Below are 15315 nucleotides of genomic sequence, written 5' to 3' on the forward strand. Positions count from 1 at the left end.
GGCGGAGAGGGGGTGTCGTGGGCGGCGATGTGTCGCTGAATGCGTTGCGCCACACGGCATCCCGGGAACCCGACAGAGCACCGTCGGGCCTTGTCCTGCCCGGCCCGCGCGGCTTCGCCCCTGCGCCCGCACAAGCCGCCGGCCGGGCGCGGCTCTGTCCCGCTACCGGTGTTGTACCGCAGGCGTTGCCGCGACGCCGGTCGTCGTCTACGAGGCCTAAACCTGCTGTGAAATATTGCATTGAGGTTTCGGGCTGACGACCTTTCGGTGCGACCATCGACCCCTGAGACCCGGGGACCGCGAGCGCGGCCTCGAGGTGAAGGGAGAGGTCCAATGTCGGAAATCCCATCCCTGTACGGCGGTCCGGCGACCCGCCGGGTCCGTGCCCGCGAGCTGACCCTGGCCAAGGAGCGCGGCGAGAAGTGGCCGATGCTCACCAGCTACGACCAGTACACCGCCGCCCTGTTCGATCAGGCCGGCATCCCCGTGCTGCTGGTCGGCGACTCGGCCGCGAACAACGTCTACGGTCACGAGACGACGCTGCCGGTCACCGTCGACGAGTTGATGCCTCTGGTACGCGCGGTGGTACGCGCGACGAAGCGTGCCCTCGTGGTGGCCGACATGCCGTTCGGCTCGTATGAGGAGGGCCCGACCCAGGCTCTGCGTACCGCGGTGCGGTTCATGAAGGAGGGCGGCGCCCACGCCGTCAAGTTGGAGGGTGGACGCACTGTCGCCCCGCAGATCGAGGCGCTGACGAACGCCGGTATCCCGGTGATGGCCCACGTGGGCTTCACCCCCCAGCGTGAGCACACCCTGGGCGGTTACCGGGTGCAGGGCCGCGGCGACCAGGGCGACGAGGTCCTGGCCGACGCCGTGGCGGTGGCGGAGGCCGGTGCGATCGCGGTCGTCCTGGAGATGGTGCCGAGCGACGTCGCCAAGAAGGTCACCACCGAGATCGCCGTGCCGACGATCGGCATCGGGGCCGGCCCCGACACGGATGCCCAGGTGCTCGTGTGGCAGGACATGGCCGGCCTGCGTACCGGTCACATGCCGCGGTTCGTCAAGCGCTACGCCGACCTCGCCGGCGCCCTGACCGACGCGACGAAGGCCTTCGCCGAGGAGGTCCGCTCCGGCGCCTTCCCGACCGGCGACCACTCGTTCTGAGGCTGACATGATTGTGGACCCCGCTTCGGGGTCCACGATCGCCGATCAGTCGAAGAGCTCGTCGACCTTGTCGATGGTGAGCGCGCGGCGGATCCAGGCGCTGAGCCGCTCGGAGTCGCCGCACCCGGTGATCCGTGCCCGTACGCCGTCCGACACGTCGATGTTCCGCGCGCTGAGGATGGTCAGCAGGGCCTCTGCCTCGCCCCGTGCCAGCCCTTTCTCCAGGCCCTGTTCGAGACCCTCGTTGAAGTAGCCGCGCGCGAAGTCGCTCTGGTACTCGTAGTTGGCGATGGCCATGAGCTCACCCGCGGGCTTCGGTAGGCATGGAACCATGCCAGACGTCCATGGACGAGTCAGGTTGTCCTGGAATTGTCAGGCTTCGACGGTCAGGTCCCGGAGGCCGCGGATGATGTAGCCGGGCTTCCACTCCGGTTCGCGGACGGGGCGCAGGTTCGGGGCGGCCGTCAGGAGCGCGCCGAACGACGCCACCAGCTCGATGCGCGCCAGCGGCGCCCCCAGGCAGTAGTGGATCCCCGCACCGAACGAGATGTGCGGGTTGTCGCGGCGGGCCAGGTCGAGGCGTCCGGGGTCGGTGAACACCGACGGGTCGTGGTTGGCCGAGCCGAACAGCAGCGCGACCTCGGAGCCCCGGGGGATGTCGACGCCGTGCACCGTGATGTCCTCCAGCACCCAGCGCTCGAACATCTGCAGCGGGGTGTCGTAGCGCATCAGCTCCTCGACCGCCGTGTCAAGGAGCGTCGGATCCGCACGCAGGAGAGCCAGCTGGTCGGGGTTGCGGAACAGCGACCACCAGCCGTTGCCGGTCACGTTGACGGTGGCCTCGTGGCCGGCGTTGAGCAGCAGTACACACGTGCCGATCAGCTCGTCCTCGGTGAGGCCCTCCACCTGCCCGAGCGCGGTGATGAGGTCGTCGCGGGGCTGGGCCTTCCGCGTCCGCGCCAGGCCGCGCAGGTAGTCGCTGAACTCGACGCACGCGCGCACGGCCGCGTCGGCGGCTTCACGGGACGGGTTGAGCTCGTACATCCCGCAGATGTCGGCCGACCAGGGCCGCAGCAACGGCCGGTCCTCGACCGGGACGCCCAGCAGCTCCGCGATCACCGTGACCGGCAGCGGCTCGGCCACCTCGGCGATCAGGTCTCCCCCGCCCTTCGCCACGAACGCCTCGGCCAGGTCGGTGGCCAGGCGCTCCACGGTGGGCTTCAGGGCGAGAACACGACGCGGGGTGAACGCCGAGGACACGAGGCGCCGCAGCCTCGTGTGGTCGGGCGGCTCGAGGTCGAGCATGCCGTTGCGGACCACGTGCCAGAACGGCGCGAGGTGGTCCGGGTCCGGTGGGCGTCCCATCTCCTCGTGCGACGCGACATGGAGGTACGTGCGGCCGAGACGCCGGTCACGCAGCAGCGCGTTCACGTCGGCGTGACGCGGGATCAGCCACTGCCGGGTCGGCTCGAACCAGACCACCGGCTCGTCGCGGAGCGCGGCGTAGGCGTCGTACGGGTACGCGACGAACGCCGGGTTCCACGGATCAAACGTCGGTGACGCGGACACCGGCGTGCACCTTGTAGCGCTTGTTGATCGCGATCAGGTTGGCGGTGAGCGCCTCCACCTGGGCGGCGTTGCGAAGCCTTCCGGCCCAGATGCCGCGCATGCCGTCCACGCGTCCCGCGATCGCCTGGACCACGGCGGCGGCCTCGCGGTCGTCACCCAGAACGAGCACGTCGAGGTCGATGCGCGCGACCTCCGGATCGACCAGGAGCACGGCGGACACGTGGTGGAACGCGGCGCACACGCGCGACTCCGGCAGCAGCGCCTCCGCCTGCTGTGCGGCGCTGCCCTCCGCCACGGGAAGCGCGAACGGGCCACGGCCGTCGAACCCGAGCGGGTTCACGCAGTCCACGACGATCTTTCCCGCGAGGCGGTCCTTCAGCGACAGCAACGTGGGCTCGTGCGCCTCCCACGGAACGGCGACGACCACGACGTCGGCGTCGGCGGCGTACTCGTTGCCGCCGCCGGTGACGTTGTCGACGCCCGGCAGTTCGGCCGCCGACTGCTCTCCCCGCGCGGCGTCGCGGGAACCGATGCGCACGGTCAGGCCGCCGCGGGCGAACCGGTACGCCAGGCCGCGTCCCTGCGGGCCGGTGCCGCCCAGGATGCCGATCGTCAGGTCGCTGACGTCGGGAAGGGCGCTTTCGTCGAAGGTCATAGCCGCAGTCTTACACCAGGCCGGGTGCGAACCGTACGGTGCGCGTCGCTGGTGTGGCTTCGATCAATTGGACCCGCGTGCGCTCGCCCAGGGTGAGCTGGCCGTCGCAGCGTGCCCGGACGGGTGGCTCGTCGAGGGCGACAGTGGCCCGCTTGCCGTCGACGTCGAGCACCGCGGCGTCGAACGTCTCGCCGACCCGGTGCTCCAGGAGCACGGCCTCGACGAGGTCGACCGCGGCCCGGTCGGCGGCGTTGGCGGTGCGGTCGGTGCGGGCCATGGTCTTCGGCAGCTCGTCCAGGTTCTCTGTCCGTGGCGTTTCTCCGTTGTACAGCGCCAGGCAGATCTCGGTGGCGTAGCGGTCGGCGAGCCTCCGCAGCGGCGCCGTGACGTGCGCGTACGGCGCGGCGACGCCGGCGTGGATCTTGTGCTCCGGCTCCGTTTGGTGGAACGCGGTGTAGGCGGCACCGCGGAGCAGGTCGGCGGCCTGCTGCACGAAGGCCGCGTCGCGGGGCTCAGCCGGCCGTAGCCGGGCCAGGAGGCGTCCGACGGACTCGTCACGGGGCCAGTCGATCCGAAGGGCTCTCGCAGCCTTTCGGAGGGTGTCGACGGCCTGCTTCGGCGCGGGCGGCATCGTACGCAGCAGCCCGGTTCCCTTGTCGAGCATGAGCCGGGCGGCGATCCGGCCGGTGAGCAGGGAGATCTGGGCGTTCCACTCCTCCACGGGCAGCGGTGCCTGGAGGGTCAGCCGCCACGTGGTCCCATCGGGTTCGATCTCCTGGTCGGGGATGGGCAGGTCGATCGCGCCGCGTTCGAGGGCCTGCTCGATGAGCAGCTTTCCGATCTCGGGCAGTAGCGGGACGAGGTCCTGGTTCTGCTGGACCTGGGGGTAGCTGAGCTTGGCCCGGCTGCGTACCAGGGCGCGTTCGAGGCTGTGGAGCCCGGCTTCGCCTGTGTTGGTGACGTCGATGGTCCAGACCACGGCGGGACGGGTCTGGTCGGGTAGCAGGCTGGCGGCGCCCTCGCTGAGCACGGGCGGGTGCAGGGGCACCTTGCCGTCGGGGAGGTAGATGGTCTGGCCGCGCCGGTTGGCCTCGACGTCGAGCGGGTCGCCCGGGGTGATGAACGCCCCGACGTCGGCGATCGCGTACCGGACGCGGTAGCCGTCGTCGGTCTTCTCGAGGTGCAGTGCCTGGTCGAGGTCGCGGGAGGTCGCCGGGTCGACGGTGACGAACGGGATGTCGGTGCGGTCGGGTCGGTCGTTCCACTCGCGCTGCGCCGCGGCCTCAGCAGCAGACTGCGCCGCGGCCGGGAACTCCGTGGGGAGTTCCAGCTCGCGGCGCAGCGCGGTGAAATCGATCCGGGGAGCGTGCAGATGTCGGGTGGTCACCCGACAGTCTTATCAGTCCAGCTGGACGGGGGGATGACTACCTAGGGACGGGTCTCCTCGTCCGTGCTGCCGTTACCGTTGGTCGGACGGCTGGTGACCGCGTCGCCGGCAACGATCTCGCCGACGAGCACCTCGCGCCCGGCACCGGTGTCGTTGCCGTTCGAGGAGCCGTTGCCCTCGGGCAGCGCCTCCCCCGACATCCCGGCCGACGGCACCGTGAGCGGGCTGCCAAAGCTGTCCACAGTGGACTTCTCGGTGGACTTCTCCGGTGCCTTTCCGGCCGTGGGCACGCCGACCGGCGGAACCGGGTCCCGGTCGGCATCTGCCGACGGCGCCGGCGCGACCCAGACCGGCTCGACCGGTGCGGTCGGCTTGCTGGACTCGAACTGCGCCGGTGGCGCTCCCGCCTTCGCCGGCTCCGACCCGCTCCGGGGCGCCTCCGGCTTGGCCGGTGCCTTGGCCTCTTCGACCTTGGCCTCCTCGAGCTTCGCCTGGGCCGCCTTGGCCGCGGCGGCCGTGTCGACCTCCGGACCATCGGACTTGGCCGGCGCGGCCTTGGCGGGCTCCGCCTTAGAGGGCTCGGCCTTGGCCGCCTTGGCGGGCTCTGCCTTGGAGGGCTCGGCCTTGGCCGCCTTGGCCGGTTCCGCCTTGGAGGGCTCGGCCTTGGCCGCCTTGGCCGGTTCCGCCTTGGTGGGCTCGGCCTTGGCTGGTGCTGTCCTGGCCGCGGTCTTGGCGGGAGCCTTCGCCGCGGTCTTGGCCGGAGCCTTGGCCGCGGCCTTGGCCGGAGCCTCCGACGCGGCCGGTGCGACCGCCGCCGGCGTGGTCTCGGCCGGTGCCGGGGTGGCCGCAGCCGACTTCGCCGGTGCCGCCTTCGACGGCGCGGTCTTCGACGCGGTGGCCTTCGACGGCGTGGCCTTGGCCGCCTCCGTCGCCTTGCTCGCGGTGGCACCCGCCGTCTTCGCGACCGGCGTAGCCGCCTTCACCGCCGACTTGGCCGCCGACCGGGTTCCGGTGGCGGCCTTGGAGGCGGTCTTGGTGGCTGTCTTCTTGGCTGGCGCCGTCGCTGCCGTACGTTTGGCCGCGCCACCCGTGGCCGACTTGGCCGGACCCCGGGCACCGCCCGCGGCTCTGGCGCCCGACGCCCGGGTTCCCCCCGTCGCCTTGGCGCCCGTCGCCTTCGAGCCGGTGGACTTCGTGCCGGCCGCCTTCCGCACGGTGGTCGACCGCGTGGTCGCCTTCGCCGGCGGCGCCGTCTTCGCCGTGGCACGCTTCGCGACCCGGGCCGTCGAGCCGGCCTTCGCCGGAGTGGCCTTGGCCGACTTGGCTGCCGTCGACTTTGCCGCCGTCGACTTGGCCGCCGTCGACTTGGCCGCCTTCGTCACCTTGGCGGCCGCCTTCGTGGCGGTGGCCTTGGTCGCTGCAGCCTTGGTCGCCTTCGCCGCCGACCGTCCGGCGGACTTCGCCGGTGCCGCCTTGACGCCCGCGGCCCGACTGGCGGTCGCCTTCGTGGTCGCCCGGGTCGCCTTGGTGCCGGTCGCCTTGGTGCCGGTCGCCTTGGCGCGGGTGGCCTTGGCCGCCGTCGCCGCGGACCTCGCCGTCGACTTCGTCGCCCTGGTGGCCGGCGCCTTGGTCGCCGTCGCCTTGGTGGCTGCCGCCCTGGAGGCAGTCGCCTTGGTGGCCCGGCCGGTGGTGGCCTTGGCGGCGGTCCTGGCCGGGGTGGCCTTGGCCCGCGTCGCCTTGGTGCCCGCGGCCTTCGCCCCGGTCGCCTTGACGCCGGTCGACCTCGCCGCCGTCGACTTCGCCGCCGTGGACTTCGCCGCCGTGGCGCGGACGCCGGTGGCCTTCGCCGTCGGCCTGGCCGTGGTCCGGCCGGTGGCCTTGGCCGCGGTCGACTTCGCCGTGGCCTTGGCCGCCGTGCGCGGTGCCGCCTTGGCCGCCGTCTTCGTCGCCGCCTTGGCCGCCGTCTTCGTCGCCGGACGGGCCGCCGACCTGGCCGCTGACCGGGCCGACGTCGCCTTGGCCGCCGACGCCTTCGTCGCCCTCGTGGTGGACGCCTTCGCCGGCGTGGCCTTGGCCGCGGCGCGGCCAGCCGACTTGGCGGCGGTGGCCTTCGTCGCGGTGGCCTTCGTGGTCGCCCTCGTGGTGGCCTTGGTCGCGGTGGCCCTGCTCGCGGTGGCCTTGCTCGCCGCCGCCTTCGTCGCCGCCTTTGTCGCCGCCTTCGTGGCTGCCTTGGCGGGCGCCTTGGTGGCCGTCGCCCGCTTGGACGGTGCCGCCTTGGCGGTGGTGGCCTTCGCGGTGGTGGCCTTCGCGGTGGTGGCCTTGCTGGTCGACCGGCCGGCGGCCTTCGAGACGGCCTTGGTCGCCGCCTTGGCGACCGACTTGGCCGCCGTCTTCGTTGCCTTCGCCGCCGTCTTGGTCGCCTTGGCCGCCGTCTTGGTCGCGCGTGCCGTGGTTGCCTTGGCGGTGGTCGACTTCGCCGCCGCCGCCGCCGCGGTGGTCTTGCGTGCCGGGACCGCCTTGGTGGTGGTCGCCTTGCCTGCGGCGCGGGCCGGAACCGCCGTCGCCGACTTGGCGGCGGCCGCGGGCTTGGCAGCGCCCGCCGGCTTCGCCCCGGCCGCCGACTTCGCCCCGGCCGCCGGCTTCGCCCCGGCCGCCGGCTTCGCCCCGGCCGCTGACTTCGCTCCGGCCGCCGGGCGGCTCACCGTCGCCCGGATGGTGGCGGCCTTGCCGGTGGACGGCTTGGCGGCCGCCACGGTGGGCTTGCGCGAGGAAGAGGTGCGGGGCGAGTCGACCGACATGGTGACGACGCGGCGGCTCACCGCCGAGGACACCGACTTGCGGCTCGACTTGCCGGCCGCCGACGAGGAGGCCTTCGAGGACGCAGACGTGCCCGGGGTGGCGGCGGACGGCGCCGACGTGCTCGCCGACACGCCCCGGCTGGCCGGAGACGCCGACGTGGCCGCACGGGCACGCGAGGATACCGGCTTCGCCGCCGACGACTTCGCCACCGCCGACGTCGACTTCGACGCCGGTGCCGACTTCGACGCCGCCGACACGGAGCGGCGGCTCGCCGGCTTCGCGCTGGCGGAGGACCGGGTCGTGGCCGGCTTCGCGGTCGCGGACGAGCGGGTGGTCGCGGACGAGCGCGTGGTGGCCGGCTTCGACGCGGCGGCCGACTTACGGACGGCCGGCTTCGCCGATGCCGTGCGGGCCGACGCCGGCTTCGCCGGAGCGCTGGCGGACTTCGCCGCGGGGCGTGCCGCCGTGGACTTGGCAGCCGACGAGCGGGTCACCGGCTTCGCCGCCGACGATGAACGTGAGGCCGGCTTCGCCACGGCCGTCGTCGACCGGGTGGACGGCTTGGCCGCCACCGTGGAGGTCGAACGCGCGGACGCGGCCGAGCGCGACGCCGGCTTCGCGGCCGCCGAGGAACGGCTGGCGGGCTTCGCCGCCGCCGACCGGCCGGACGCCGCCGACCGGGTGGACGCGGCAGACGCCGCCGACCGGGTGGACGCCGTGGACCGTGCCGTCGGCCGGGTCGTGGCGGACCGGGTCGATGCCGCCGACTTCGCCGGACGCGCGGATGCCGAGCGGCTCGCCGTGGTCGCCTTCGTCGCGGATGCGGTGCGGGACGACGAGGTCGAACGCGTGGCGGGCTTGGCCGTGGTGGCCGAGCGGGTCGTCGACTTCGCGGCCGAGCGCGTGGCCGGCTTGGCCGACGCGGCCGAGGTCCGCGACGCGGGCTTCGTCGCCGTCGAGGTCCGTGACGCGGGCTTGGCCGCAGCGGCCGACGTGCGCGTCGCCGGCTTTGCCGCGGCAGCGGACGTGCGGGTGGCCGGGCGGGTGCTCGACGCCGTGCGGGTCGCCGGCTTGCGTGCGGCCGTGGCCGTGGCGGTCGTGCGCGCCTTCGTACCGGTGGACTTCGTACCGGTGGCTGCCGCGGCCGTCTTGCGGGCGGCGGTGGTGGCGGTCTTGCGCACCGCCGTCGCGGCGCGGCCGGCGGCCGCGGTGGTCTTCTTCGCCGCCGCGGTCGCGGTCTTCTTCGCGGCCGTCGCCGTCTTCTTCGCCGCCGTCGCGGTGCGGGTCGCCGGCGTTGCCGTGCGGGTTGCGGACGTCGTGCCGCGGGTTGCGGACGACGTCGTGGCCTTGCGGGCCGACGACGTGCTGCTCGCCGCCGCGGTGGTCTTCCGCGTGGACGACGCCGTGCTGCCAGCCGCGGCCGGGGACTTGCGCGCCGCCGACGAGCGGGTGTTCGTCGCGGCCGGGCCGGTGGCGACGGACTTCGTCGCGGCGGACTTCGACCGGGTGGCGGCGGGCTTCGCCACCGATGACGCCGATGACGCCGCCGAGCGGGTGCTGGCGGAGTTGGCGGCGGACGACCGCGTGGCTGCCGGCTTCGCGGTGCCGGTAGCCGCACGCTGAGCGGCCGTACGTTTGGTAGCCGAGGATTCGGCCATGGGATTTCCTCCTGTCGCGGAACCTAAGACTGTGGGGATTTCGCGGATGCGCCCGGCTCCACTGGGCGCGGGGTGAGCTTCAGGGTTGCGGTTCACCGTGCCAGCGCTCGTCTTCAGCGTCCCAGTCGGCGTTGCGCTCGGCCACGCGGTCGAGCGCACGCATGGCTTCAGCCTCGGTGCCATATGGCCCGAGGCGCTCGACGGCGGGGCAGATATTCGCGTCGGATTCCACGCGGCTGTGCTTCAGGCACCAGTAAAACTGGCCAGCACCGCTGCTGCTCATGACAACACTGTGCACCGCAAAGCCCACAAGCGCCACCGATTCCGGCAAAAACTGGCCACGGATTCCACAGTAGACCGAACCGCGCGGAGGGCTCCTCGCGCCCCACCATAGCCCGAAAACCCGGCCACCAAAGCAATTCCGGCACTCGTGCCCTAATCGCGCCACCCGTTCGAAGGTTCGCGAACGTCAAGTGCGAAACCTGGTCGCAACAGCGTCGGCACCGCGATCCCCGACACCGCCGCACGACCGCGGCCGCCGTCGCGCCACGACCGCACGCGCGTCGCGGCACGACGGAGGCCGCCGTCGCACCACGACACAGGCATCGACCAGCATCGACATCCCGCGGCGGCGGTCGGCGTGCGCGCGAGCGGCCCACTGCGACCCGGCCACAGCGGCCCGCTGCGACCCCGGCCACAGCGCCTTGATCGACATTTCTGCTAATGGTTATATGCGGAGCACCGATGTCGAGGAGGCACGCCTCATGGCCACCGTCGCCTCGGCCGGGTCCCGGGCCGCGTGGCTGCACGCACTGCGGTGGGGAACGTTCCGGCGGGTCTGGTCGGCCGCCACCGTGCAGCAGTTCGGTTACTGGTTCTCCAGCATCGCGCTCCAGTGGCTCACCGCCGTCGCCACCGACCACGACGCGCTCACCCTCAGCCTCCTCTACTTCGTCATGCTCCTGCCGCTCCTGCTGCTGTCGCTGCCGGCCGGAGTGCTCGCCGACGTGCGTGACCGGCGGCACGTGCTCCTCTCCACCCAGCTCGCCGTCGTCGTCATCAGTACGACGATGGCGGTCCTGGTGTTCCTCGACCGGGCACCCGTGTGGGCGCTGATGGCCGGCGGGTTCGCGATCGGCTCCGCGCACGCGGTGTCGATGCCGGCGAGCCAGGCGCTGGTCGCCGACACGGTACCGGCCGGCGACCTGCGCGGCGCGGTGCTGCTGCAGACCATCGGCATGAACCTCGCCCGCATCCTCGGACCGGCGCTCGCGGGCGTGCTCATCGTCGCGTGGAGCGGCGCCGGGTCGCTGCTGGTCTACGGCGCGCTCGGCGTCGTGTCACTCCTGGTGCTGCGTCGGCCGGTCGCCAAGGAACGGGAGAAGGCGCGGCAGAGCGAGAAGGGACGGGTCAGAGCGGGCTGGCGCCATGCCGCCAGCCGTCCGCCCGCGGCGACCGCGCTCGCGACGGTCGCGGTGACGTCCGTGTTCGCGGCGTCCTACCTCGCGCAGACGCCGGTGCTCGCCAACCTCGTGTCGGACGACCCGCGCGCGTTCCCGGCGTTGACCTCGTCCGGCGGGGTCGGTGCGCTCATCGGGGTGCTCACGGTGGCGCTGCGCAGGCCCGCGGCGCCCAGCGTGAGGCCGGCGGCCGTCCTGCTGGTGCTGCTCAGCGGCACGGTGATGGGCCTCGGCGCCAGCCGGGTGCTGTGGCTGTCGATGCTGCTGATCGGCACGGCGACCGCGCTGCAGTTCGGGGTCATGACCCACTGCAACGCGGTGATCCAGCAGGTGATCGCGAACACGCACCGGGGCCGGGTGATGAGCCTCTACGGCCTCTGCTGGGGTGGCCTGCTGCCGGTCGGCGGGCTGCTCCTCGGCGTCGGATGGCACTTCGTCGGTCCGACGGCGGCGCTGTCGGCGAGCGGCTGCGTGAGCCTCACCTTCGCCGTCCACCTCCTGACCCGCGAGCGGGGCCGGCCCCGGAACACGACCGGGGCCGGCCACAGAGGACCGGCCCCGGAACAACGGTAGGAAGGTCAGCCCACCCACGTACCCGCGTCGGCGAGATCGGGCGCGAACGTCATCCCCCGCACCAGCGCGACCGCCTCGTCCTCCGACGTGCCGCTGACGAACACCTCCGCCGGACCGTAGTCCAGCAGCCACAGGCCGCGCGGATCCGCCGCGCGCCACTGCGCCGCCACGCCGTTGATCGTGTGGTTCGGCTGGAACTGCGCCAGGTCGTGCGCGGCGCGCTGCGGCTTCGCCTCCGTCCACACCGTGGTGGTCGTGCCGTCGGCGCGCGCGTAGTCCAGCGCCGACAGGCGCCACACTCCGGCCGACGCCGCGGGCACGCGCGTCACCGACGTACGGCAGGACGTCAAGGTGTCCGGCGACGCCGCCAGCCGCAGCGGGGTCGCGCACCGCTGCGCCTGGTCCAGGCGCAGCGCACCGGCGACCGTGCGCACGGTCTCGCGGTCGGCGTCGGTCGCGCCGACGACCTGCGCGACGGCGTACAGCCCGTCGACCGGCTGCCAGCGCAGGATCCACCCGACCCCGGTGTCCTTCACGGCTCCGACCACCACCTGGTTCCCCGCGAGCTCACCGGGGCCGACCTCGCGGTGCAGCGTCGCCGGACGGTCGCCGACGGACACCGTGCCGGCCGGCGTCTCGGTGGTGCCGCGCCCCCCGTCGTCGGTGCGCACGTTCCAGCCCGGACGTGCGCGCCGCTCCTCCAGCACCGCCGGGTCGCGACCGATCAGCACCTCGATCGCCCGCCCCGACCCGTCGTACGGGGTAACGAACCGCTCGTAGCCGGCGGCGGACGTCCAGTCCGACGCGGTGGCTCCGATCGGGTCGAGGTAGATGTCGAAGTGCAGCACGCGCGGGTCGGTGCCCACGGCCGCCGGATCCTGTGCGGCACCGGGGAGGCCGGGCAGCCCGGGCAGCGACGTCGGCCCACTGGACCGGTCCGGTACGACCGGCACGGCCGGCGCCGCCCCCCGTCCGTCCACTGTGAACATCCGCGAGGGGACGGCCGTGAGCCCGGCCGACACCGCGACCACCGCGGCGGCGCCGGCGAGCGCGCCGGCGACCCGGCGGCGCCGGCGGAGGCGGACCGCGCGGTCGCGCACGCGGCGACCCAGTTCTCCGTGGGGGGCGGACGCGTCGGCGCGGGCCCGCATCGCGGCGGCGACCCGTGTCTCCATGTCGGTCACTGTTCTTCTCCTGATGAGGTGTCGAACCACTCGCGGAGAGCGGTGAGGGCGCGCATGGCGTGCACCCGCACGGTGGCGGGTGAGCAGTGCAGGATGCGCGCGATGGTCTCGTCGTCGAGGTCCTCGTAGTAGCGCAGCGCCAGCACGGCACGCTGGCGCGGGGACAGCGCGGTGATCAGCCGCCAGACCGAGTCGCGTTCGGCGATGCCCGTGCTCAGGTCGCCGCCGGAGGCGCGGTCGAGGGACCGGTCGACCGGCGTCTCCCGGTTGGTCGGCCGGCGCCACCACGACCGGGACGCGTTGACGACCATCCGTCTGATGTAGACGTCGGGAAGCTCGGCCCGCACGATCCGGTCCCACTTGAGGTAGGCCTTGGCGAGCACGTCCTGCACGATGTCCTCGGCCCGGTGGTCGTCTCCGGTGAGCACCACCGCGAAGCGGACCAGCGCGGCGCCGCGGGCCTCGACGTAGGCCTCGAACGCTGTGTCGACGCTGGTGCGCACGAAGGGTCCCCTCGGTCGGTGGCTGGCAAGAGACAAACGCGCGGCACCCCCCGGAGCGTTTACACGCCACTGAGCCCGAATATCAGTGCTAATGGTGCATATGGATAAAGTGCTGATTCATGAGCGTCACCGCCCGGACGGCCCGGCCCCAGAAAGCGGCCATGCTGGTGGCCCAGCGCATCATGCGCGACGTCATCACCGACCGGATGGAACCCGGTGACCTCCTGCTGCCCGAGCGCACCATGCTGGAGAAGTACCAGACCGGACGCGGCACGCTCCGCGAGGCGCTGCGGCTGCTGGAGTTCCAGGGCGTCATCGCGCTCAAGCCCGGCCCGCGCGGCGGCCCGGTGCTGCGCGACCCCGACTCGACGCACCTCGCCAGCACCCTGGTGCTGCTGATGCAGTTCCAGAAGGCGCCGTTCCGCAGCATCGTCGAGGTCCGCACGGCGCTGGAGCCGATGATCAGCCGGCTGGCGGCGGAACGCATGAGCGACGAGTCGCTCGCCGACCTCGGCGCCACCATCGGCCGGATGCGCGACCACCTCGACCGGCAGGACCTGTTCCTCGAGGCGAACAAGCGCTTCCACGACATCATCGCCTGGTCGTCGGGCAACCCGCTCTTCGGGTACATCGTCGACTCGCTGCTCGGCATCATGGACGGCACCGTCATCGGCATCGACTACCCGCGTCCCCGCCGCGTCGCGATCCTCAAGGCCCACGACGAGATCCACCAGGCCCTGCGCGACCGCGACCCCGCCCGCGCGGAGGACCGCATGCGCGACCACATCCACGCCTACGTCCGCTACGCGGAGAAGAAGTTCCCCGAGGTCCTCGACGAGGTCATCCGCTGGGACCGCATGATGGGCTGAGGTCCGTCGATGGTGAAGAGCTTCATGTGACGCGCGTGAGGGCGGGTCAGTGACGACGGCGGAGCCATACGTATACGGCGGCTGCCGCCGCGGTCCACAGTAGAGACTGGGCCGTGTAGCCGAGCATGGCCGGCACGTCGAGCCCGTCGACGGTCGCGCGGGCGGTCGGCAGCAGCGGCGGGCCGAGCCACCACACCATCGAGTCGCGCACGCCGACCACGTAGCCCATCACGCAGCCCGACGCCAGCACCGCCAGCCCGAGTCCGGTGCTGCCCACCGCCGCCCGGCTCGCCAGCGCGCCGAGCGCCACCGCCGGCAGCACGAGCAGCAGGTTGGCCCAGATTCCCGCCGTGAACCCGACCAGCAGACCCGGGTCGTCGGCCGACCGCGGACCGGTGATTCCACCGATCGGCCACGGCGCGACGATCGCGACGGCGACCACCGCGAGCGAGGCCACCACGGCCGCCAGCGCACCGGCCAGGATCTCCCGGCGCAGCCCGCCGACGGCGACCATCGACAACCGCCGCTGCACGTCGGGCTCGGTGTTGAGCAGCATCTGCGCCTGCGCGGCGAGCACCGGGAACAGCACCGCGGCCGAGTACCCGTACGCCTCGCCGGCCTGTGCGGCGCCGCCACCGTAGGCCACGCCGAGCACGATGAGCGCCGCCATGGCGGCGGCCAGGACGCGGCCGGAGCGCACGTACCCTTCGACCCGCATCCGGGCCAGGGCACCGATCCCGCCCCCGGTCGCCAGTCGCGCCCTCACGTGCGTCCCCTAATGCCCATGACCTGGTGCCCGGCGGCCTCGAACGTGGCGACGGCCTCGTCCACGGCGGACGCCTCCACGGCGACCTCGACCACGACCAGGCCGTCTGTGACGGCCTCGGCTTCCCGCAACTCGCCGGCGGTCAGGTCCCAGCGGCGCACGCCCGGGAGGTCGGCGGTCTGGCCCTGGTGGTCGCTGATCAGCACGCACCCGCCGGCGGCCAGGACCTCCTCGACGATCACCGGGACCTGCTCGCGGGTGGGACCGTCGAGGCCCTCCCACGGCTCGTCGAGGATGAGCAGGTCGGGCTCGGCCAGCATCGCCTGCAGCAGGCCCACCTTCTGCGCCGAGCCCTTCGACAGCTGCGAGATCGGGCGGTCGAGCAGGCCGGTGAAGTGCAGCCGCTCCGCCCACTCCACGAAGCCGTCGGCGCGGACGCCGCGCACCCGGGCCAGCGACTCCAGGTAGTGCCGCGCGGTGAACGGCTGGTCGGCCGGGAAGCGCTCGGGCACGTAGCCGACCCGGGCGGGCCGGTCGGCGACCGTGCCCCGGTTCGGGCGCAGCAGCCCGGCGACGACCTGCAGCAGCGTCGACTTGCCGGCGCCGTTGCGGCCGACGACCGTGGCCACCTCACCGGGGTCGAGCGTCGCCGTGATCCCGCGGAGAACCCACGGGCCGCGGCCGTAGCGTAGCCAGACGTCGTCCAGTCGCACCGGTCGATGGTGCCA

The 15315-nt window shown here is 73.0% G+C and carries 14 protein-coding genes; 4 read left to right on the plus strand and 10 right to left on the minus strand.

All coding sequences use genetic code 11. From position 1 onward, the window contains the following. The first annotated feature begins 333 nt into the window (after nucleotides 1–333). Nucleotides 334–1164 carry a 3-methyl-2-oxobutanoate hydroxymethyltransferase gene (gene panB / locus Voc01_RS18525; protein WP_203928713.1) on the plus strand — a complete coding sequence of 277 codons (831 nt, stop codon included), beginning with the start codon at nucleotides 334–336 and terminating at the stop codon, nucleotides 1162–1164. Between the two features lie 45 nt (nucleotides 1165–1209). On the opposite strand, the gene Voc01_RS18530 is transcribed toward panB, so the two are convergent. The 5 genes from Voc01_RS18530 to Voc01_RS18550 all read right to left on the minus strand — a co-directional run bounded on the left by Voc01_RS18530 (nucleotide 1210) and on the right by Voc01_RS18550 (nucleotide 5989). Continuing rightward, nucleotides 1210–1461 carry an RpnC/YadD family protein gene (locus Voc01_RS18530; RefSeq protein ID WP_203928714.1) on the minus strand — a complete coding sequence of 84 codons (252 nt, stop codon included), beginning with the start codon at nucleotides 1459–1461 and terminating at the stop codon, nucleotides 1210–1212. 75 nt (nucleotides 1462–1536) lie between these two features. Further along, nucleotides 1537–2733, minus strand: coding sequence for a cytochrome P450 (locus tag Voc01_RS18535; protein ID WP_203928715.1), 1197 nt, complete (start codon nucleotides 2731–2733; stop codon nucleotides 1537–1539). Further along, nucleotides 2711–3388 (minus strand): NADPH-dependent F420 reductase, encoded by a 678-nt coding sequence (gene npdG, locus Voc01_RS18540; RefSeq protein WP_203928716.1) that lies wholly within the window; start codon nucleotides 3386–3388, stop codon nucleotides 2711–2713. Before npdG ends, Voc01_RS18535 begins: the two co-directional genes overlap by 23 nt. A 10-nt stretch (nucleotides 3389–3398) precedes the next feature. After that, nucleotides 3399–4775, minus strand: coding sequence for an RNB domain-containing ribonuclease (locus Voc01_RS18545; protein WP_203928717.1), 1377 nt, complete (start codon nucleotides 4773–4775; stop codon nucleotides 3399–3401). Nucleotides 4776–4816: 41 nt separating this feature from the next. After that, a complete protein-coding gene (locus tag Voc01_RS18550) occupies nucleotides 4817–5989 on the minus strand; it encodes a hypothetical protein (protein WP_203928718.1) in 1173 nt (390 codons plus the stop codon). Between Voc01_RS18550 and Voc01_RS18555 the strand changes: the two genes are divergently transcribed. Next, nucleotides 5961–9197 carry a hypothetical protein gene (locus tag Voc01_RS18555; RefSeq protein WP_203928719.1) on the plus strand — a complete coding sequence of 1079 codons (3237 nt, stop codon included), beginning with the start codon at nucleotides 5961–5963 and terminating at the stop codon, nucleotides 9195–9197. The genes Voc01_RS18550 and Voc01_RS18555 overlap by 29 nt on opposite strands. Nucleotides 9198–9311: 114 nt before the next feature. Here Voc01_RS18555 and Voc01_RS18560 read toward each other — a convergent pair whose 3' ends face one another. Beyond that, nucleotides 9312–9515 (minus strand): hypothetical protein, encoded by a 204-nt coding sequence (locus tag Voc01_RS18560; protein ID WP_203928720.1) that lies wholly within the window; start codon nucleotides 9513–9515, stop codon nucleotides 9312–9314. A gap of 448 nt (nucleotides 9516–9963) precedes the next feature. Between Voc01_RS18560 and Voc01_RS18565 the strand changes: the two genes are divergently transcribed. After that, nucleotides 9964–11265, plus strand: coding sequence for an MFS transporter (locus Voc01_RS18565; RefSeq protein ID WP_203928721.1), 1302 nt, complete (start codon nucleotides 9964–9966; stop codon nucleotides 11263–11265). Nucleotides 11266–11270: 5 nt separating this feature from the next. Here the strand turns inward: Voc01_RS18565 and Voc01_RS18570 are convergent, their stop codons facing one another. After that, nucleotides 11271–12440 carry a hypothetical protein gene (locus tag Voc01_RS18570; protein WP_203928722.1) on the minus strand — a complete coding sequence of 390 codons (1170 nt, stop codon included), beginning with the start codon at nucleotides 12438–12440 and terminating at the stop codon, nucleotides 11271–11273. A 5-nt stretch (nucleotides 12441–12445) separates the two neighbouring features. Beyond that, complete coding sequence (locus tag Voc01_RS18575; protein ID WP_203928723.1) at nucleotides 12446–12952, minus strand: SigE family RNA polymerase sigma factor; 507 nt, start codon at nucleotides 12950–12952, stop codon at nucleotides 12446–12448. Between the two features lie 119 nt (nucleotides 12953–13071). Between Voc01_RS18575 and Voc01_RS18580 the strand changes: the two genes are divergently transcribed. Next, nucleotides 13072–13821: a FadR/GntR family transcriptional regulator gene (locus tag Voc01_RS18580; RefSeq protein ID WP_203928724.1), complete on the plus strand. Its 750-nt coding sequence runs from the start codon at nucleotides 13072–13074 to the stop codon at nucleotides 13819–13821. 46 nt (nucleotides 13822–13867) lie between these two features. Here Voc01_RS18580 and Voc01_RS18585 read toward each other — a convergent pair whose 3' ends face one another. Both Voc01_RS18585 and Voc01_RS18590 read right to left on the minus strand, forming a co-directional pair. Then, the gene (locus Voc01_RS18585) at nucleotides 13868–14587 is read right to left on the minus strand and encodes a hypothetical protein (RefSeq protein WP_239160301.1); all 720 of its coding nucleotides are present in this window, start codon (nucleotides 14585–14587) and stop codon (nucleotides 13868–13870) included. After that, nucleotides 14584–15300, minus strand: coding sequence for an ABC transporter ATP-binding protein (locus Voc01_RS18590; protein WP_203928725.1), 717 nt, complete (start codon nucleotides 15298–15300; stop codon nucleotides 14584–14586). The genes Voc01_RS18585 and Voc01_RS18590 overlap by 4 nt, the downstream gene beginning before the upstream one ends. Nucleotides 15301–15315 lie beyond the last annotated feature (15 nt).

Source organism: Virgisporangium ochraceum, assembly GCF_016863655.1.
Lineage (GTDB): Bacteria > Actinomycetota > Actinomycetes > Mycobacteriales > Micromonosporaceae > Virgisporangium > Virgisporangium ochraceum.

What these genes read in the sequence shown, in the direction of transcription:
- panB (WP_203928713.1), top strand. Translation starts at nt 334, where the DNA reads ATGTCGGAAATCCCATCCCTGTACGGCGGTCCGGCGACCCGCCGGGTC.
- Voc01_RS18530 (WP_203928714.1), bottom strand. Translation starts at nt 1,461, where the DNA reads ATGGCCATCGCCAACTACGAGTACCAGAGCGACTTCGCGCGCGGCTAC.
- npdG (WP_203928716.1), bottom strand. Translation starts at nt 3,388, where the DNA reads ATGACCTTCGACGAAAGCGCCCTTCCCGACGTCAGCGACCTGACGATC.
- Voc01_RS18560 (WP_203928720.1), bottom strand. Translation starts at nt 9,515, where the DNA reads ATGAGCAGCAGCGGTGCTGGCCAGTTTTACTGGTGCCTGAAGCACAGC.
- Voc01_RS18565 (WP_203928721.1), top strand. Translation starts at nt 9,964, where the DNA reads ATGCGGAGCACCGATGTCGAGGAGGCACGCCTCATGGCCACCGTCGCC.
- Voc01_RS18570 (WP_203928722.1), bottom strand. Translation starts at nt 12,440, where the DNA reads ATGGAGACACGGGTCGCCGCCGCGATGCGGGCCCGCGCCGACGCGTCC.
- Voc01_RS18580 (WP_203928724.1), top strand. Translation starts at nt 13,072, where the DNA reads ATGAGCGTCACCGCCCGGACGGCCCGGCCCCAGAAAGCGGCCATGCTG.